We start from the raw sequence: 16,508 nt of genomic DNA on the forward strand, positions 1-16,508 counted from the left end.
CAATCAGTTGATCCAGCTCATCATGATTTCATCCAGGAACCTGTCCTCGTTTTTAAACCAGGTATAATTCCGCAGTACGCCTTCTTTTACGAAACCAACACGCTCATATAAACGAATTGCCTTTTCGTTGGTAATACCCGTTGATAATTCGATCCTCCGGCAACCCTTACCAACAGCATAAGCGATAATTTCCTGCAGCATCTGCAATCCATATCCTTTCCCGGTAAAATCGGGGTGTATTGCAACCCCGCCCAGGTAAATTGTATGGGCATTGCGGAAGTATTGGTGGACCAGTTTGCACATGCCTGCAGCCCGACCCTCAACTATGAATTTGTACAATACCGATTTGTCCAGCAGGTCTGAAAAAATCGGCGCAAAATCGGGCAATGGCATAGGGTCATATAACAGGTATGGGTTAATTGCTGGATGCATGTACATTCCATAAAAAAATCAAGATCTTGCTGGTCAGCTGCCTGGAGCATCGGAATAAAATTTGTGCTGCAAGGTAAGCGTTACCCTTAAAAACCATTTATGATGCAATTGCTTTTCCTGATGCTCAGTTTATTTTCCTTCAGGCCAGCTATTGATGTCCACGGGGAAGAATTGCAGGGAATGGTTGTTTCCATAGCCGACGGCGATACCTTTAGCCTGCTTACCACCAACCAGCAAAAAGTGAAAATCAGGCTAAGTGGTATCGATGCCCCCGAAAAAGGCCAGGATTATTACCGCGTTAGCAAAGACTACCTGGGAAGCCTGTTGAAAGGCTCGGGCAATTCCCTGCGGGTGGTTTGTTCCGGGAAGGATAAATACGGTCGGTTTATTGGTGAAGTGTTTACCCCACAGGGGGTACACATTAACCTGGAATTGGTAAAAGCCGGATTGGCCTGGCATTTTGTCAAATACTCGAACGACGCTGAATTGGCCGCTGCTGAAGAATATGCCCGGAAAAACCATCTGGGTCTTTGGCATATGGCTGATCCCCAGGCACCCTGGGACTACCGCCAAATGAAAAAACAACACAAGTTTAAAATCAGTCAGGATAGGATAATTAAAACACAGGATTTCCAGCTGGCTGCCGTAAACCCGGGCTGAACTTTGTCTTACATTTAGCACATGAAAACACGATTGATTACCCTTTATTTGGCGGTTGCTTTATCTGGCATTTCGCTTACCTCAAAAGCTCAGACCGGCTACACCCCAACCCCGGAAAACCTTGCTGCAAGACAGGCTTTCCAATCTGATCGTTTCGGTATGTTTATCCATTGGGGAGCATCCAGTGTGCTGGGTGCAGGGGAATGGGTGATGAACGATAAAAACATTAAAGTGCAGGATTATGCCAGGCTGCAACAGATTTTTAACCCCGAACAATTCGATGCGGAAAAGTGGGTAAGCACCGCAAAGCGGGCCGGCATGAAATATATTACATTCATTACGCGCCACCATGATGGATTCAGTAACTGGGATACAAAATATTCTGACTGGAAAATCACTAATACTCCTTATGGAAAGGATGTATTGAAAGCTTTATCTGCCGAATGCCAGCGCCAGGGAATTAAACTATACCTCTACTACTCCCTGCTTGATTGGTACAGGACAGATTACCAGTACTGGACGGGCAGGACCGGCCAGGGAACTGGCAGGACAAACAGGGGCAACTGGGAAGATTATATTGCTTTCATGAAGAACCAGCTGACTGAATTGCTCACCAACTACGGACCTATTGCCGGTGTTTGGTTTGATGGCCATTGGGACCAGGTTGCTTACAACGAGACCACTAAAAAATGGGAAGGCGACAGCAGGGTTAACTGGCACTATGATGAAATTTATGGGTTGATCCATCGCCTGCAACCCCAGGCACTCATCGGCAACAACCACCACCTGTTGCCTATTGATGGTGAAGATTTCCAGATGTTTGAAAGGGACCTTCCGGGCCAGAATACAACGGGCTGGGGTACCGATGTGAAGAGTATTTCAAGCCTGCCACTCGAGACCTGTGAAACCATCAATAAATCCTGGGGATTTAATATTACTGACGACGCTTATAAATCAGCTGCTGAAATTGTCCACCTGCTGGTTAAGGGTGCCGGACTGAATGCTAACCTGCTGTTGAACATCGGGCCGATGCCTAACGGTGTGGTACAGCCAGAATTTCAAAGCAGGCTCGATTCTGTCGGCGCCTGGATGGCTGTAAACGGTGAAAGCATTTATGGTACTCAGGGAGTCGGGCTTACAAAAGCCAGCTGGGGTACAGCAACCCGGAAAGGAAATACAATTTACCTGCATATACTTTCAAGCCCGGGCGAATCCCTGGTCATCAATGACCTCCCGTTTAAGAAAATAAAATCGATTACCGTACTGAAAAATGGTAAACAACTAACCGGGTTTTCGCTGAAGAATAAAACCCTTACTATTCCCCAGGTATCGCAGGTAGAAAAAGATCCTTTTGATACGGTCCTTAAGTTAGATATACAACCATGAATAAACGCTATTACCTGGCGCTTGACCTGAAAGATGACCAGGCAGCCATTGCAGCTTATGAAGAACTCCATAAGAAAGTAAGCCCGCATATCATTGCTTCCATCCGGGATGCACATATTACCGAAATGGAACTCTACCGCACAGGGAACCGTTTGTTTATGGTAATGGAAACCGGTCCGGGTTTTTCATTTGAGGAAAAAGACAAGGCTGATGCCGCAGATCCGTTAGTACAGGAGTGGGAAGCTACTGTGGGAAAACTCCAGCAGGCCCTTCCCTGGGCAAAACCCGGCGAGAAATGGGTGGTGATGGACCGGATTTTCCGGTTAACGGAGTATCTTTAAGACATGATTATTATCCACGCAGTACAAAAATTGCAGAATACCAGCCGGTTGAAAGCACCCTTGTACGTGAGTGAGGCATCTCCTTCCCAGGTATTGCACAGGTGGTATGCCCGCCTTGTAAGCACTTCATTCCCGGGTAAGATGCTGGTAATGTATATGCACGAACCTTCAGGCCTGACCATATTGGTACATGGGAAGACAATCCAGTCGACCCATTTCTTTTTCAAGGAAAGATTGTCCAAACTGCTTTCCAGGCTTGGCTTTACCTCTTCCTTTATTGAAAATGAAATGTCTTTACAGGAAGAAGGATATGTGGTAGGTAAGACCAATAGTAAAAGTATGCTTGCCCGGATGAACCAGATCAATTACCAGGTCGAATACCAATGTTCACGGGCCGCCACATACGAAGAAATTCCCTTAGGCTGGATGGAAGAACAGATTGCAGAATACCCCTACCATGACCCCGTTACAAAGAAGTACCGGAAACTGATCGACTATTTCCATGACCTGGGCGTCATCGACGAAAAGCCTTCTCACTAGATTTCCTTATCCAGCTGGTTAATAATTTTATTCACTTCAGTTTCCGTAGACCTTAACCTCGACTGGCAAAAGGCAATCAGTGTGGCCGCACGCTTAACTTTCTCTGCCAGCTGGTCAACCGTTATGGTTTCGTTTTCAATGGCTGTGGCAATCTGTTGCAGTTCCTCAAAAGCAAGTTCATAGGTCAAATGGTTTTCCATCGTAGGTTTTTTTATGGTGAACAGTACTCTCAATAGCAGTACCTGATAATACAATTGTCAGTTCATCGCCGATGTTTATTTTATCTGCGGAAGAAATGATTTTCCCTTTGGATTCAATCAGTGCAAAGCCCCGTTGCAGCACCTTTTCAGGCGACGTCATTTTGAAAAGCCTCAGCAGGTTGTCGATATGTAATTGCTGCCGGCTTAAATAATTTTTATTCAAGGTCACCAGCTCTTGCTGTTGCCTTTTTATGGCCGCATTTTCATTGGCCAGGGTTACAAATGGCTGCCGGCAGACTATTGACTTTATTTTTTGCAGGCTGTTGTGCTGCTGGAATAGACTGGCTTGCGCCTGGTACACCAGCGCAGATTTTAATACCTGTAATTCCTGGTGTGTTCCAGTGAGGTATTGTTGTGCGCGTATTATTAAAGATTGCTGCAGGCCCGTTATTGAGTTTTCAAAAGTCCTGTTTCTCTGGATGATAAACTCTGCCACTTTGGTTGGCGTTTTCAATGCAGTATGGGCAACCAGGTCGGTAATGGTTTCATTCTTCTGGTGTCCGATGCCTGTTATAACCGGGAACGGGCAGGCTGCCACAACACTGGCAATGCTGAACTGGTCGAAGATCAGTAAATCGGTGCTGGCGCCACCGCCACGAATAATAACAACAGCATCATAATCAATTCCTGCATCTTCAGCGGTCCGGATTATTTCTGCAAATATTCCGGCAAGGGCCGGTGCATTATTTTCACCCTGCACGGTTGTGAAAAACGGATCAATGCTGAAACGATAGCCGAATGGGTTGTGGTTAAGGCTGTGCAGGAAATCTTCATAGCCGGCAGCAGTACGCGAACTTACCACGGCAATTTTTTGCACCACAGGCGACAGGGCCAGGTCCTGGTTAAAAGATTGCAGGCGCCCTTCAGATTTCCAGACATAATCAGGGCACTCCGCCAATAGCCGGTCGATGGTGGCCTGCCGTTGTTGTTCCTGCAGCCCCAATGTGAACCGCGCATCAATATCAAGTAAAGTCAGCTTTAATCCATATACTGGATGAAAATCAACAGAAACTTCCACCAGCACCTGCATGTCATTGCCAAATTGCTGGCCGGTAACTGATTCAAAATCCCTGATTTTAGCAGCGCCCGCACTCCAGGCAACCGCTGCCATTTTGGCCACCAGGCTGCCTTTCCCCTTAGGGCTTTGTTTTTCCGTTTCAATAAGGTCAAAATAGTGAAAGCCTTTCTGCCCGTAAAAACTGTGGTTACTGACCTGTGCAACTACCCAAAAACGCTGAAAGCCGAAAGCATCGCCCAATAGGTCTTGTATGAGCAGGCTTAGCTGGGAGAGTCGCATTGGTGTGGACATGCAATAAAGATAAGTAATGTGCCGATTTTCAGGTTTTGGGAAGGGGAGACCCCGATGCTAATGCATTGACCAGGTTGGCCATCCGTTCTATCCGCGTATCATCGGAAGACGGCGCTTCCACCTACTTCCCCCCAGAAATAAATGGCAAAAAGCAAATAAATGTCATAAATACATTTAAATTAGTGAGTGGAAAATATAGACCAGTTTACATTTTCCAGTTTGTCAAATTATTCTATCTATTCAAAAAAAGCCATGATAAAAACGATTGCGCGCTACCTGCGGCTGACTGTTCTTGCCGCCGCTTCCGGTTCATTTGCTTTAACCGCAAATGCCCAGCAGACTGTTGTTACATTAAAACCCGGCGAAGCCAAAACACAAATCAGCAAAAACATTTACGGCCATTTTGCCGAACACCTGGGCCACTGTATTTATGGCGGATTTTATGTGGGTGATTCCAATAAAGTGATCCCTAATACCAATGGTGTCCGCAATGATATTATTGATGCCCTTAAAAAACTTAAAGTGCCAAACCTGCGCTGGCCGGGCGGATGTTTTGCTGATACCTATCACTGGAAAGATGGCGTTGGCCCCAGGCCTAAAAGACCTACTATGGTTAATACCTGGTGGGGTGGCGTTACAGAGGATAATAGCTTTGGCACGCACGACTTCCTGGATATGTGCGAAAGGATTGGCGCTGAACCATACCTGTCAGCCAATGTTGGAAGCGGAACAGTGAAAGAATTATCCGAATGGATTCAATATGTAAACTTCAATGGCGTGAGCCCCATGAGTAACTGGCGCCGGGAAAATGGCCGCGAGAAACCCTGGGATGTTCATTTCTGGGGCGTCGGCAATGAAGCCTGGGGCTGCGGGGGAAATATGACCCCAGAATATTATGCTAATGAATACCGGAAATACGCCACTTTCATGACCGACTGGAGCAACACCAGTAAATTATTCAGGATTGCTTCCGGCGCCAACGGGGGCGATTATCACTGGACGGAAGTGCTGATGCGCGATATTCCGCATGATATGCTGGATGGCGTCGCCCTGCACCATTATTCCTCTGTTAACTGGGATGCAAAAGGCTCTGCTACTGAATTCTCCGAAACAGAATATGCAAAGACCTTAAAAACCGCCTGGAGAATGGAACAACTCGTAACAAAGCATTCTGCCATCATGGATAAAACCGACCCCGATAAAAAAATTGCGCTGGTTGTTGATGAATGGGGCGGTTGGTATGATGTTGAGCCAGGTACCAACCCCGGATTCCTGTTCCAGCAAAACACCATGCGTGATGCAATGATTGCCGGTATGACCCTGAATATTTTCAATAACCATGCAGAGCGCGTCCGCATGGCTAACCTCGCCCAGACGATTAACGTGTTGCAGGCGGTTATATTGACCGAAAAGGAGAAGATGATCCTTACACCAACATACCATGTAATGGAAATGTATAATGTCCACCAGGATGCTACACTGATTCCGCTTGCCTTTAAAAGTCCGGATTATATTTACGGCAACGATACTATTCCTGCTATTTCTATTTCGGCTTCAAAAGACAAAACCGGCAATACCCATATTTCACTGGTTAATATCGACCCATCAAAAACAAGGGAAGTCAGCTTGTCTTTCGACGGGGCTACCTTTAAGCAGGTGAGCGGAAGGATATTGGTATCTGCCAAATTGCAGGACCACAACACTTTTGAACAGCCCGATAAAATCAAGCCGGCAGTTTTTTCTAATGCAGTTCTGAAGGGTAGCCAGGTAACGGTAAAGCTTCCTGCAGCTTCTGTAGTTGTGCTGACCTTGTTATAAAGTATCAATTAAATGGGGATGAAAATACGCTTGCTTATTTTGGCCCTGCTGGCGATATCGGTTGCATATGCCCAATCACAGCAGCCCAATGATATCATTGTAAAAGCCGGCCAGGAAATTGCTCCGGTCCAGCCTACGATGTGGGGTGTTTTTTTTGAAGACATCAACCTCGGCGCCGATGGCGGTATTTATGCCGAATTGGTTAAAAACAGGTCCTTTGAATTCGGGAAACCACTGATGGGTTGGAAAAAAATAGGGGATGCTGCAAAAGAAGGCACTATGACCATCCTTAACCGCCAGTCTGCCAGTACAGCTAATCCTCGTTTTTTACGGGTCAAAAGGGAGAATGCCGGCAATGGGAAACTTGGACTGAATAATGAAGGGTTCCGGGGCATGGGCATTAAAAAAGGACTGCGGTATGATTTTTCTTTTTTGTACCGCCAGCCGCAAAAGGGCATCGTAATGCAGGTTGAACTGCTTGATGAAAAGGGCTCACCAATCGGTTCGGCAACTGTTAACCCTGAAGCCAGTGGTGACGATTGGAAAACTGCCTCTGTTAGTTTTGTGGCTAATGCTACCTGCCTGAAAGGCTCCCTGGATATTTGGTTTGAAAATGAAGGCCAGATTGACCTTGATATGATTTCCTTATTCCCGGCAGATACCTGGAAGGGCCGGAAAGGCGGACTGCGTGCTGATATGGTACAAATGCTGAGTGATATGAAACCCGGCTTTATCAGGTTTCCCGGCGGATGTATCGTTGAAGGGATTGACCTGGGCAACCGCTACCAGTGGAAAAAAACAATCGGCCCGGTAGAGCAAAGGCAGCAAATCATGAACCGCTGGAATGTTGAATTTGCACACCGCCCAACCCCCGATTATTACCAGACCTTCGGACTGGGTTTCCTGGAATATTTCCAGCTGGCAGAAGATATCGGGGCGGCACCACTCCCCATTCTCAACTGCGGCATGGCCTGCCAGTTCAATACCGCAGAACTGGTTCCCCTCGACCAGCTCGACCCCTATGTCCAGGATGCACTGGACCTGGTTGAATTTGCTAACGGTGATGTTACCACGAAATGGGGAAAGACAAGGGCTGACCTCGGTCATCCGGCACCGTTTAACCTGCAGTTCCTTGGCGTGGGAAATGAAAACTGGGGCCCCCAGTATATTGAACGGTTGAAAATCTTTACAAAAGCGATTAAGGAAAAATATCCTTACATCAGGTTAATAAACAGTTCCGGAACGGATCCTGACGGCGAAAGGTTTGATTATTTAAATGGGGCCCTCAGGGCAATGGGCGCTGATATCATTGATGAACATTATTATCGCCGGCCCGAATGGTTCCTGCAAAACGCAGCACGCTATGATAGTTATGACCGCAAGGGTTCAAAAGTATTTGCCGGTGAATATGCTGCACAAAGCGACCACACAGTTAGCGTTGATAACCGCAACAACTGGTTAACCGCAATGTCGGAAGCCGCATTCCTGACCGGACTGGAACGTAATGCCGAAGTTGTTCATATGGCATCCTACGCACCATTATTTGCACATACAGACGGCTGGCAATGGACACCGGACCTTATCTGGGTGGATAACCTGCGGGTTTACGGCACCCCCGATTATTATGTGCAAAAACTGTTTTCCGTTAATAAAGGCACCCATGTGGTATCAGCTACCAGTAACCAGCAACCGCTGACTGGACAGGAAGGTTTGTATGTGTCGGCAGTGGTGGATAAAAAATCAGGGCAGCTCATCGTGAAAGTCGTTAATGCAACCCCGGAAGCAAAGAAAAAAAATATTCTTGTGGAAGGGGTGAAGCACAGCGGTACTGCAGTATATATAACTGTTCTGAAAAGCGAAGAACTCACATCCGAAAATTCCCTGGACCATCCATTAACGGTTTTACCGATAGAAAATTCAATAACTATAAAAGGGAATAAATTGCCGGTTGTTTTTGCGCCAAATTCACTGACCATAGTGAAACTGCCATACAGGAAATGATAGTGCCCCACCCATATTTGTCAAAAAGGATCAGTACTTTACACTATTTGCAGACTTTAATTTTACCATATAAAAGACCAACGATCATGAAATTTATGAGCGCTTTATTTACAGCAGGCATATTAGCAGCTACAGTTTCCTGTAATAATACTCCCGAAGAGAAAAAACAACCCGAAATAACGGTGCCGGTAGTGAAAATAACACAGGCAGATTGGGGAAATATTGAGGGTACACCTGTACATCTTTATACCCTTACCAACCAGAAAGGAACAACTGTCACTATTACTAACTATGGTGGAATTGTAACTTCATTTGTTACCAAAGACAAGCAAGGGGTTGCTTCCAGTATTGTTGTCGGGTTTGATAGCCTGGCACCTTACCTCCAGTCGCCACCCTATTTCGGGGCGATCATCGGCCGTTACGGAAACCGCATCGGGAACGCCAAATTCTCCATTGGTAAACAGGGCTATACGCTTGCAGCTAACAACGGTAAAAATCACCTGCATGGCGGCATAAAGGGTTTCGATAAGGTGATATGGCAAGCCGCGCCACTGGAAGACAGCATCGCTTCACTCACACTCAGTTACCTGAGTAAAGACGGCGAAGAAGGGTATCCGGGTAACCTGCAGGTAACTGTGAAATATACCCTTACCGATGATGATGAACTGGCTATTGCCTATGATGCAACAACGGATAAACCAACCCCTGTAAACCTTACCAACCATAGTTATTTTAACCTTACAGGTGATACCAAAGAAACAATACTAAACCATAAACTGCAGATCAGCGCCGATGCATATACGCCTGTTGATAATACGCTGATTCCAACAGGGGAGATCAGGGCGGTTAAGGGTACTCCGTTTGATTTTACTTCGCCGCAAACCATTGGCAGCAGGATGGATTCAGTACCCGGCGGCTATGACCATAACTGGGTGCTGAACAGGACCGGTGCAGGACTGCAAAAGATTGCTTCAGTTTCTGACTCTGTCAGCGGAAGGGAACTGGAAGTGAGTACCACGGAACCCGGACTGCAATTCTATACCGGCAATTTCCTCGATGGGAAATTCATAAACCATACCGGCACAAAGGTAAACCTGCATACTGCACTTACCCTTGAAACACAGCACTATCCTGATTCCCCTAATAAGAAAAATTTCCCGACAACCATCCTGCAGCCAGGCGAGAAATACCATACTGAAACGGTCTATAAGGTGAGCCTTACCAAATAATGCAACCTGTAACATAAAAAGTGCTGCAAAAGAATGAACAATGAAAGAACTGATTATACCCTACAAAGCGCTGGTATTCGACCTTAATGGCACAATGATCGATGATATGCCTTACCATGTGAAAGCCTGGGGCGACATCATCAACAATGAACTGGGGGCCGGATTAAGCGTGGTGGAATTAACGGCGCAGATGTATGGTAAGAACGAAGAAGTACTGACCCGGATTTTTGGGGAAGGTAAATTCACCGAAGGGCAAATGCAGGAACTCTCCATGGAAAAAGAAAGGCGGTACCAGGCAGCTTACCGGTCTGAATTAAAGTTGATTAATGGTTTGGCAGATTTTCTCGAACTCGCCCAAACCTCCGGAAAGAAAATTGCTATCGGCTCCGCCGCCATTATGTTTAATATAAATTTTGTACTGGACAACCTGGGTATCCGGCAATACTTCGATGCTATAGTCAGCGCCGATAATGTCGAGATCAGTAAACCCAATCCCGAAACCTTCCTGAAATGTGCAGACATGCTGGGTGTGGACCCTCGTGAGTGCCTCGTTTTTGAAGATGCGCCGAAAGGTGTTGAAGCTGCTGAGAATGCCGGGATGGACTGTGTCGTTCTGACCACCTTACATGGACATGGGCCTGGCGAGTTTTCCCGCTATACCAATATTATCCGTTTCATGGCAGATTATAGCCAGTATTAAGAAGCGGATAATTAAATGTAGAACGGACACTTAACTTGAATTATAATGTATATTGTTGCCTTAATTGCCTGTCATAATTAAATGCTATGTCATCATCATTTGTAATTGGGGTAGACTACGGTACAGATTCTGTGCGCTCGGTAATAGTGGATACTTCCAATGGCGCTGAAATTAGTTCCTCAGTTTTTTATTATCCGCGCTGGCGCGATGGCCTTTATTGTGATGCGGCGAATAACCAGTTCCGGCAGCACCCGCTTGATTTTACCGAAGGACTGGAAAATACTGTTACAGAATGTTTACGCCTGGCTGGCCCGGCAGTTGCTCAGCGGGTTAAAGCTATTTCGGTTGATACAACCGGCTCATCTCCGGTTGCCGTGGATCGCAGCGGAACCCCTCTCGCATTAATCCCCGGGTTTGAGCAAAACCCCAATGCTATGTTTGTATTGTGGAAGGACCATACCGCCGTAAATGAAGCTGCTGAAATTAATAACCACGCTGCCGGCTTTAATACCAATTACCTGCAATTCGTTGGGGGTATTTATTCTTCTGAATGGTTCTGGGCAAAGTTGCTGCACATTTTGCGCGTAGACCCCACCGTTAGGGCAGCTAATTATTCCTGGGTGGAACACTGCGACTGGATTCCTTTTTTATTGACCGGCGGAACCGATGTCCAACAGATGCGCAGGGGTGTCTGCTCAGCCGGACATAAAGCTTTATGGGCTAAAGAATTCGGTGGACTGCCACCCAATGATTTTTTTAGCAGCCTTGACCCTTTACTTAATGGCTATACTTCCCGGTTATTTACTAATACTTATACTGCCGACCAGCCCGCCGGCCATCTTTCCCCGGAATGGGCCGCCCGCCTGGGTTTAACCACCAGCGTGGTGATCGGCGTTGGTGCTTTCGACGCGCACATGGGTGCAGTTGGCGGACAAATTGAACCTTACCACCTCAGTAAAGTGATGGGCACTTCCACCTGCGATATGCTGGTAGCACCTGTTAATGAAGTGGAGCATATTCTCGTGAAGGGCATATGCGGACAGGTTCCTGGTTCTGTGATACCGGGCATGATGGGCATGGAAGCCGGCCAGTCTGCCTTCGGCGATACCTATGCCTGGTTCCGTAAGATGACCACGCAATCTGTTGGTAAATTGTTGCGGACCTCAAAGCTGGTTGACAAGGACCTGGCTGCAGCACTAGAAACAGAATTGAATGACCGTTTCATAAAAGAAGTATCCACTGAAGCCGCCGCTTTGCCTCTTTCTGACAAGGATGAGCTTGCCATTGACTGGCTGAATGGCCGGCGCACACCCGATGCCAACCAAATGCTGAAAGCCACGATCACCGGGCTTCACCTCGGTTCCGATGCGCCCCGGATTTTAAGGGCACTGATCGAGTCTACCTGTTTTGGCGCTAAGGCCATCGTAGACCGTTTTAATGAACAGGGTGTTCCGGTGAAAGGATTGATCGGCCTCGGTGGTGTTGCAAAAAAATCTCCCTATATCATGCAGGTAATGGCCGATGTTATGCAGATGCCCATCCGCATACACCGCTCGGAACAAACCTGTGCAGCCGGCGCAGCGATGTTTGCCGCCACCGCCGCTGGTATATTTTCAAGGGTAGAAGAAGCAATGGATAAAATGGGCCAGGGATTCGATGCAGAATACCATCCCGATAAAAATAACGCAACGCACTATGCGAAAAGATACGAGCGCTATAAAGAACTCGGGCGGTTTACAGAGGGAGTGAATAGTGAATGGTGAATCGTGAATGGGAGAAAGGCATCCGAATCCCCCCTATTCACCATTCACTATTCACCATTCACCATTCACCATTCACCATTCACCATTCACCGCTTACCGCTCACCGCTCACCGCTCACCAAAACATACTGTATGAACTTCGAAGACATCAGACAACAGGCTTATGCAGCCAATATGCAGCTACCGAAACTGGGACTGGTTTTGTTCACTTTCGGAAATGTAAGTGCTGCCGACAGGTCCAGGGGCGTATTTGCCATCAAACCCAGCGGGGTGCCTTATGATGAACTGAGCCCGGAAAAAATGGTGATCGTTGATTTTGAAGGTAAAATAGTGGATGGGAATTTAAGGCCTTCATCAGATACCTTAACGCATGCTGTTTTATATAAATACTGGACTGCAATTGGTGGTATCGTGCATACCCATTCTACTTATGCAACAGCATGGGCCCAGGCACAACACGATATACCGATTTTTGGCACAACCCATGCCGATCATTGTACCGTTGATATTCCCTGTGCTCCCCCTATGGATGATAGTATGATCAGGGGTAATTACGAATTCGAAACCGGTTTCCAGATCATGAATTGTTTTGCAGAACGCGAACTCAATTATAAAGAAGTTGAAATGGTACTGGTCGGAAACCATGCGCCTTTTACCTGGGGAAAAGATGCGGCAAAAGCCGTGTACAATAGTGCTGTTTTGGAAACAATTGCGCAGATGGCTATGCTCACAAAACAGATCAATCCGGCTGCCCCGCGACTTAAGGAAGCATTGATCACTAAACATTTTGAACGGAAACACGGACCCGATTCTTATTACGGGCAGTAACACAATCAAAAAATAAATTTCGAAATATTCTGTTATGGTTGATCTAAAAAAACTGGAACTGTGGTTTGTAACCGGAAGCCAGCATTTGTATGGTGAGGAAACACTGAAGCAGGTTGCTGCGCATTCGCAAACTATTGCTGCTGCATTAAACAGCTCCCCAAAAATTGCTGTTACGGTCGTGTATAAGCCGGTCCTGAAAACGCCCGACGAAATTTATGCACTCTGCCAGGAAGTGAACAATGCTAAGAACTGTATCGGTATCATTGCCTGGATGCATACTTTTTCGCCAGCTAAAATGTGGATCGGCGGATTGAAGATTTTACAGAAGCCTTTGCTGCACCTGCACACCCAGTTCAATCGCGATATCCCATGGAATGATATTGATATGGATTTCATGAACCTGAACCAGAGCGCTCATGGTGACCGCGAGTTTGGTTTTATCATGACCCGTATGCGCCTCCGCCGCAAAGTTGTGGTGGGTTATTGGGAAGACCCCGCCGTTCAGGTTAATATTAATACCTGGGCAAGGGCTGCCGCCGGATGGCACGACTGGCAAGGCGCCCGCTTTGTTCGTTTCGGTGATAACATGCGCCAGGTTGCCGTTACTGAAGGTGATAAGGTGGAAGCTGAAATGAAATTCGGTTACTCAGTGAATACGCATGGCGTTGGCGACCTGGTGAAAGTGATTAATGAAGTTACTGACGCTGATATTGAAAAGCTTTGTGCTGTTTATGAGGATCAATATAAATTGACCGATACATTGGCCCGGGGCGGTTCACAACGGGCATCCCTGGTCGAAGCTGCACGCATTGAACTGGGTATGCGTTATTTTTTGGAGCAGGGTAACTTTAAAGGTTTCACAGATACTTTTGAAGACCTCCACGGTATGGTACAACTGCCCGGTATCGCCTCCCAGCGCCTGATGGCTGATGGCTATGGCTTTGGCGGTGAGGGCGACTGGAAAACTGCTGCGCTTGTGCGGGCTATGAAGGTTATGGGATCCGGGCTGAAAGGTGGTAATTCCTTCATGGAAGATTACACCTATCATTTTGACCCGGAAAACCAAATGGTGCTTGGCGCACACATGCTGGAAATATGCTCTTCTATTGCTCACGGACAACCGCTTTGTTCAGTTCATCCTCTCGGTATCGGCGGTAAAGCTGACCCCGTTCGTTTGGTCTTTAATGTTGCCGGCGGACCGGCCCTGAACGCTTCCATTATTGACATGGGTAACCGCTTCCGCTTACTGGTAAATGAAGTTGAAGCGATAACGCCGGTGCATGACCTTCCTAAACTTCCCGTTGCCCGCGTTTTATGGAAACCCTACCCCGATATGCAAACCGGCTGTGCCGCATGGATCCTGGCCGGAGGCGCCCACCATACCTGCTATAGCCAGAACCTCACTGCCGGACACCTGGAGGATTTTGCTGACATGGCCCAGGTCGAATATGTACTTATCGGGAAAAAAACAGACCTCTACCAATTCAAGAATGAATTACGCTGGAGTGATGTATATTACCAAATCAATTCTTAACCAACTCGCTGGACTGCCATGAATAATTCACTAACGACTGCTGACATACTTGTCTTCCTTACTTATATTGTTGTTGTAGGCTCATATGGTTACTGGATCTATAACCAAAAGAAAAAAACAGTAACCGATACCAAGGATTTCTTCCTTGCCGAAGGTTCCCTTACCTGGTGGGCTATCGGCGCCTCATTAATCGCTTCCAATATTTCCGCTGAACAATTCATCGGTATGAGCGGCAATGGTTTTTTTGTAGGTATTGCCGTTGCAGCCTATGAGTGGATCGCCGCACTCGCACTGATCATTATTGCTGTCTGGTTTATCCCGATCTACCTGAAGAACCATATTTATACCATGCCGCAGTTTTTAAAAACGCGGTACAATGAAACAGTGGCGCTGATCATGGCCATCTTCTGGCTCTTCCTTTATGTATTTGTAAACCTTACTTCAATCCTTTACCTGGGCGCCATCGCCATTAACGGTTTGCTTGGCGGACAATACCTGCATGTTGTAATGATTGCCCTGGCTATCGCCGCAGTTATTATTACACTGGGCGGTATGAAAGTGATTGGTTATACTGATGTTATCCAGGTGACGGTTTTGATCATCGGCGGATTGGCGACCACCTACATGGCACTTTCATTGGTGAGCGAAAAATTCGGGATGGGCAGCAGCGCCATCGAAGGTTTTAAAGTGTTGATGAAAGACGCCCCGGACCATTTCCACATGATCCTCGACAAACCTACAGCCGATTCGCCACAGGAGCATATCGATAAATACCTGATCCTTCCGGGTATCCTGATGTACGCAGTTGGTCAGTGGATCGTGAACCTGAACTACTGGGGCTGTAACCAGTATATCACCCAACGCGCACTGGGCGCCGACCTCACGACTGCGCGTACGGGTATCTTATTTGCCGCCATGCTCAAACTGATGATGCCAGTGATCGTTATGTTGCCGGGTATCGCTGCTTATGTGTTGTACAGGAATGGCCACCTGCCACAGCTGAAAGGCGGGATGGACGGGGCTTATTCAGCAGTGCTGGGCTTTTTGCCATCCGGACTGAAAGGCTTGTCTGTTGCGGCTTTGACGGCTGCGATCGTGGCTTCCCTGGCCGGTAAGGCGAATAGTATCTCCACCATTTTTACCCTCGATATTTATAAGAAATATATCAAGCGCGATGCTGATGAAGAAAAGATGGTTTGGACCGGCCGGCTCGCCGTTATTTTTGCCATGATTGTGGCAGTGGCCTTTACCTGGGATGACCTGCTGGGTATTGGCGGTGCCGGCGGATTTACCTTCATCCAGAAATATACCGGGTATATTAGTCCGGGTGTATTTGCCGTATTCCTGCTGGGTATGTTCTGGAAGCGTACCACCGGGCCTGCAGCGGTTGCGGGTATCCTCTTCGGATTCGCCTTCTCCGTGTTTTTCAACGATATGGCGCCTAACCTGATCGGCCATGAGACCTGGCTGTATACGGCTTACCCGAATGGTAAGGGCGGTTATGAAATCCCATTCCTGCTATGCATGGGCTTCTCTTTTGTATTCACCACAATTATTATGGTCTGGATGAGCATGGCAGGACCTAAGGTTAGCGCTAAAGCGTTTGACCTTGACCGGGAAATGTTTAAGGTTAAACCTATTACAATTGTGCAAATTGTCATTACATTATTAATACTAATGGCGTTATATGTGAAATTCTGGTAATTTA

At 47.0% G+C, this 16,508-nt stretch carries 15 protein-coding genes; 12 read left to right on the forward strand and 3 right to left on the reverse strand.

The window, feature by feature from the left end; all coding sequences use genetic code 11:
* Positions 1 to 3: 3 nt before the first annotated feature.
* Positions 4 to 432, reverse strand: a complete 429-nt coding sequence (locus LAQ65_RS10335) for a GNAT family N-acetyltransferase (protein ID WP_224116890.1) — start codon at positions 430 to 432, stop codon at positions 4 to 6.
* Between the two features lie 99 nt (positions 433 to 531).
* Between LAQ65_RS10335 and LAQ65_RS10340 the strand changes: the two genes are divergently transcribed.
* Genes LAQ65_RS10340 through LAQ65_RS10355 form a run of 4 tightly spaced genes read left to right on the forward strand, consistent with a single transcriptional unit; the run spans position 532 to position 3,359 of the window.
* Entirely contained in the window at positions 532 to 1,092 is a 561-nt protein-coding gene (locus tag LAQ65_RS10340; protein ID WP_224116891.1) for a thermonuclease family protein, read from the forward strand.
* Positions 1,093 to 1,113: 21 nt separating this feature from the next.
* Positions 1,114 to 2,478, forward strand: coding sequence for an alpha-L-fucosidase (locus tag LAQ65_RS10345; protein ID WP_224116892.1), 1,365 nt, complete (start codon positions 1,114 to 1,116; stop codon positions 2,476 to 2,478).
* Positions 2,475 to 2,819, forward strand: a complete 345-nt coding sequence (locus tag LAQ65_RS10350; protein ID WP_224116893.1) for an L-rhamnose mutarotase — start codon at positions 2,475 to 2,477, stop codon at positions 2,817 to 2,819. Before LAQ65_RS10345 ends, LAQ65_RS10350 begins: the two co-directional genes overlap by 4 nt.
* Before the next feature lie 3 nt (positions 2,820 to 2,822).
* Positions 2,823 to 3,359: a DUF6933 domain-containing protein gene (locus LAQ65_RS10355; RefSeq protein ID WP_224116894.1), complete on the forward strand. Its 537-nt coding sequence runs from the start codon at positions 2,823 to 2,825 to the stop codon at positions 3,357 to 3,359.
* Here the strand turns inward: LAQ65_RS10355 and xseB are convergent.
* Positions 3,356 to 3,559 carry an exodeoxyribonuclease VII small subunit gene (gene xseB, locus LAQ65_RS10360; protein ID WP_224116895.1) on the reverse strand — a complete coding sequence of 68 codons (204 nt, stop codon included), beginning with the start codon at positions 3,557 to 3,559 and terminating at the stop codon, positions 3,356 to 3,358. The genes LAQ65_RS10355 and xseB overlap by 4 nt on opposite strands.
* A complete protein-coding gene (gene xseA / locus LAQ65_RS10365; RefSeq protein WP_224116896.1) occupies positions 3,537 to 4,928 on the reverse strand; it encodes an exodeoxyribonuclease VII large subunit in 1,392 nt (463 codons plus the stop codon). The genes xseB and xseA overlap by 23 nt, the downstream gene beginning before the upstream one ends.
* A 252-nt stretch (positions 4,929 to 5,180) precedes the next feature.
* On the opposite strand from xseA, the gene LAQ65_RS10370 reads away from it, so the two are divergent.
* The 8 genes from LAQ65_RS10370 to LAQ65_RS10405 all read left to right on the forward strand — a co-directional run bounded on the left by LAQ65_RS10370 (position 5,181) and on the right by LAQ65_RS10405 (position 16,504).
* Complete coding sequence (locus tag LAQ65_RS10370; RefSeq protein ID WP_224116897.1) at positions 5,181 to 6,746, forward strand: alpha-N-arabinofuranosidase; 1,566 nt, start codon at positions 5,181 to 5,183, stop codon at positions 6,744 to 6,746.
* An 18-nt stretch (positions 6,747 to 6,764) separates the two neighbouring features.
* Positions 6,765 to 8,747, forward strand: a complete 1,983-nt coding sequence (locus LAQ65_RS10375; RefSeq protein WP_224116898.1) for an alpha-L-arabinofuranosidase C-terminal domain-containing protein — start codon at positions 6,765 to 6,767, stop codon at positions 8,745 to 8,747.
* 86 nt (positions 8,748 to 8,833) lie between these two features.
* On the forward strand, positions 8,834 to 9,976 hold the full coding sequence (locus LAQ65_RS10380) for an aldose epimerase family protein (protein WP_224116899.1): 1,143 nt from the start codon (positions 8,834 to 8,836) through the stop codon (positions 9,974 to 9,976).
* A gap of 40 nt (positions 9,977 to 10,016) precedes the next feature.
* Positions 10,017 to 10,676: an HAD family hydrolase gene (locus tag LAQ65_RS10385; RefSeq protein ID WP_224116900.1), complete on the forward strand. Its 660-nt coding sequence runs from the start codon at positions 10,017 to 10,019 to the stop codon at positions 10,674 to 10,676.
* Between the two features lie 86 nt (positions 10,677 to 10,762).
* Complete coding sequence (locus LAQ65_RS10390; protein WP_224116901.1) at positions 10,763 to 12,439, forward strand: ribulokinase; 1,677 nt, start codon at positions 10,763 to 10,765, stop codon at positions 12,437 to 12,439.
* Positions 12,440 to 12,570: 131 nt separating this feature from the next.
* Positions 12,571 to 13,266 carry an L-ribulose-5-phosphate 4-epimerase gene (locus LAQ65_RS10395; protein WP_224116902.1) on the forward strand — a complete coding sequence of 232 codons (696 nt, stop codon included), beginning with the start codon at positions 12,571 to 12,573 and terminating at the stop codon, positions 13,264 to 13,266.
* A 34-nt stretch (positions 13,267 to 13,300) separates the two neighbouring features.
* On the forward strand, positions 13,301 to 14,800 hold the full coding sequence (gene araA / locus LAQ65_RS10400) for an L-arabinose isomerase (protein ID WP_224116903.1): 1,500 nt from the start codon (positions 13,301 to 13,303) through the stop codon (positions 14,798 to 14,800).
* Between the two features lie 18 nt (positions 14,801 to 14,818).
* Entirely contained in the window at positions 14,819 to 16,504 is a 1,686-nt protein-coding gene (locus LAQ65_RS10405; RefSeq protein ID WP_224116904.1) for a sodium:solute symporter family transporter, read from the forward strand.
* Positions 16,505 to 16,508 lie beyond the last annotated feature (4 nt).

The organism is Flavihumibacter profundi (genome assembly GCF_020076305.1).
GTDB lineage: Bacteria > Bacteroidota > Bacteroidia > Chitinophagales > Chitinophagaceae > Flavihumibacter > Flavihumibacter profundi.

Bases quoted from the DNA above. Each gene is read 5' to 3' on its own strand.
- LAQ65_RS10335 (WP_224116890.1), bottom strand. From the start codon at position 432: ATGCATCCAGCAATTAACCCATACCTGTTATATGACCCTATGCCATTG.
- LAQ65_RS10340 (WP_224116891.1), top strand. From the start codon at position 532: ATGATGCAATTGCTTTTCCTGATGCTCAGTTTATTTTCCTTCAGGCCA.
- LAQ65_RS10345 (WP_224116892.1), top strand. From the start codon at position 1,114: ATGAAAACACGATTGATTACCCTTTATTTGGCGGTTGCTTTATCTGGC.
- LAQ65_RS10350 (WP_224116893.1), top strand. From the start codon at position 2,475: ATGAATAAACGCTATTACCTGGCGCTTGACCTGAAAGATGACCAGGCA.
- LAQ65_RS10355 (WP_224116894.1), top strand. From the start codon at position 2,823: ATGATTATTATCCACGCAGTACAAAAATTGCAGAATACCAGCCGGTTG.
- xseB (WP_224116895.1), bottom strand. From the start codon at position 3,559: ATGGAAAACCATTTGACCTATGAACTTGCTTTTGAGGAACTGCAACAG.
- xseA (WP_224116896.1), bottom strand. From the start codon at position 4,928: ATGTCCACACCAATGCGACTCTCCCAGCTAAGCCTGCTCATACAAGAC.
- LAQ65_RS10370 (WP_224116897.1), top strand. From the start codon at position 5,181: ATGATAAAAACGATTGCGCGCTACCTGCGGCTGACTGTTCTTGCCGCC.
- LAQ65_RS10375 (WP_224116898.1), top strand. From the start codon at position 6,765: ATGAAAATACGCTTGCTTATTTTGGCCCTGCTGGCGATATCGGTTGCA.
- LAQ65_RS10380 (WP_224116899.1), top strand. From the start codon at position 8,834: ATGAAATTTATGAGCGCTTTATTTACAGCAGGCATATTAGCAGCTACA.
- LAQ65_RS10385 (WP_224116900.1), top strand. From the start codon at position 10,017: ATGAAAGAACTGATTATACCCTACAAAGCGCTGGTATTCGACCTTAAT.
- LAQ65_RS10390 (WP_224116901.1), top strand. From the start codon at position 10,763: ATGTCATCATCATTTGTAATTGGGGTAGACTACGGTACAGATTCTGTG.
- LAQ65_RS10395 (WP_224116902.1), top strand. From the start codon at position 12,571: ATGAACTTCGAAGACATCAGACAACAGGCTTATGCAGCCAATATGCAG.
- araA (WP_224116903.1), top strand. From the start codon at position 13,301: ATGGTTGATCTAAAAAAACTGGAACTGTGGTTTGTAACCGGAAGCCAG.
- LAQ65_RS10405 (WP_224116904.1), top strand. From the start codon at position 14,819: ATGAATAATTCACTAACGACTGCTGACATACTTGTCTTCCTTACTTAT.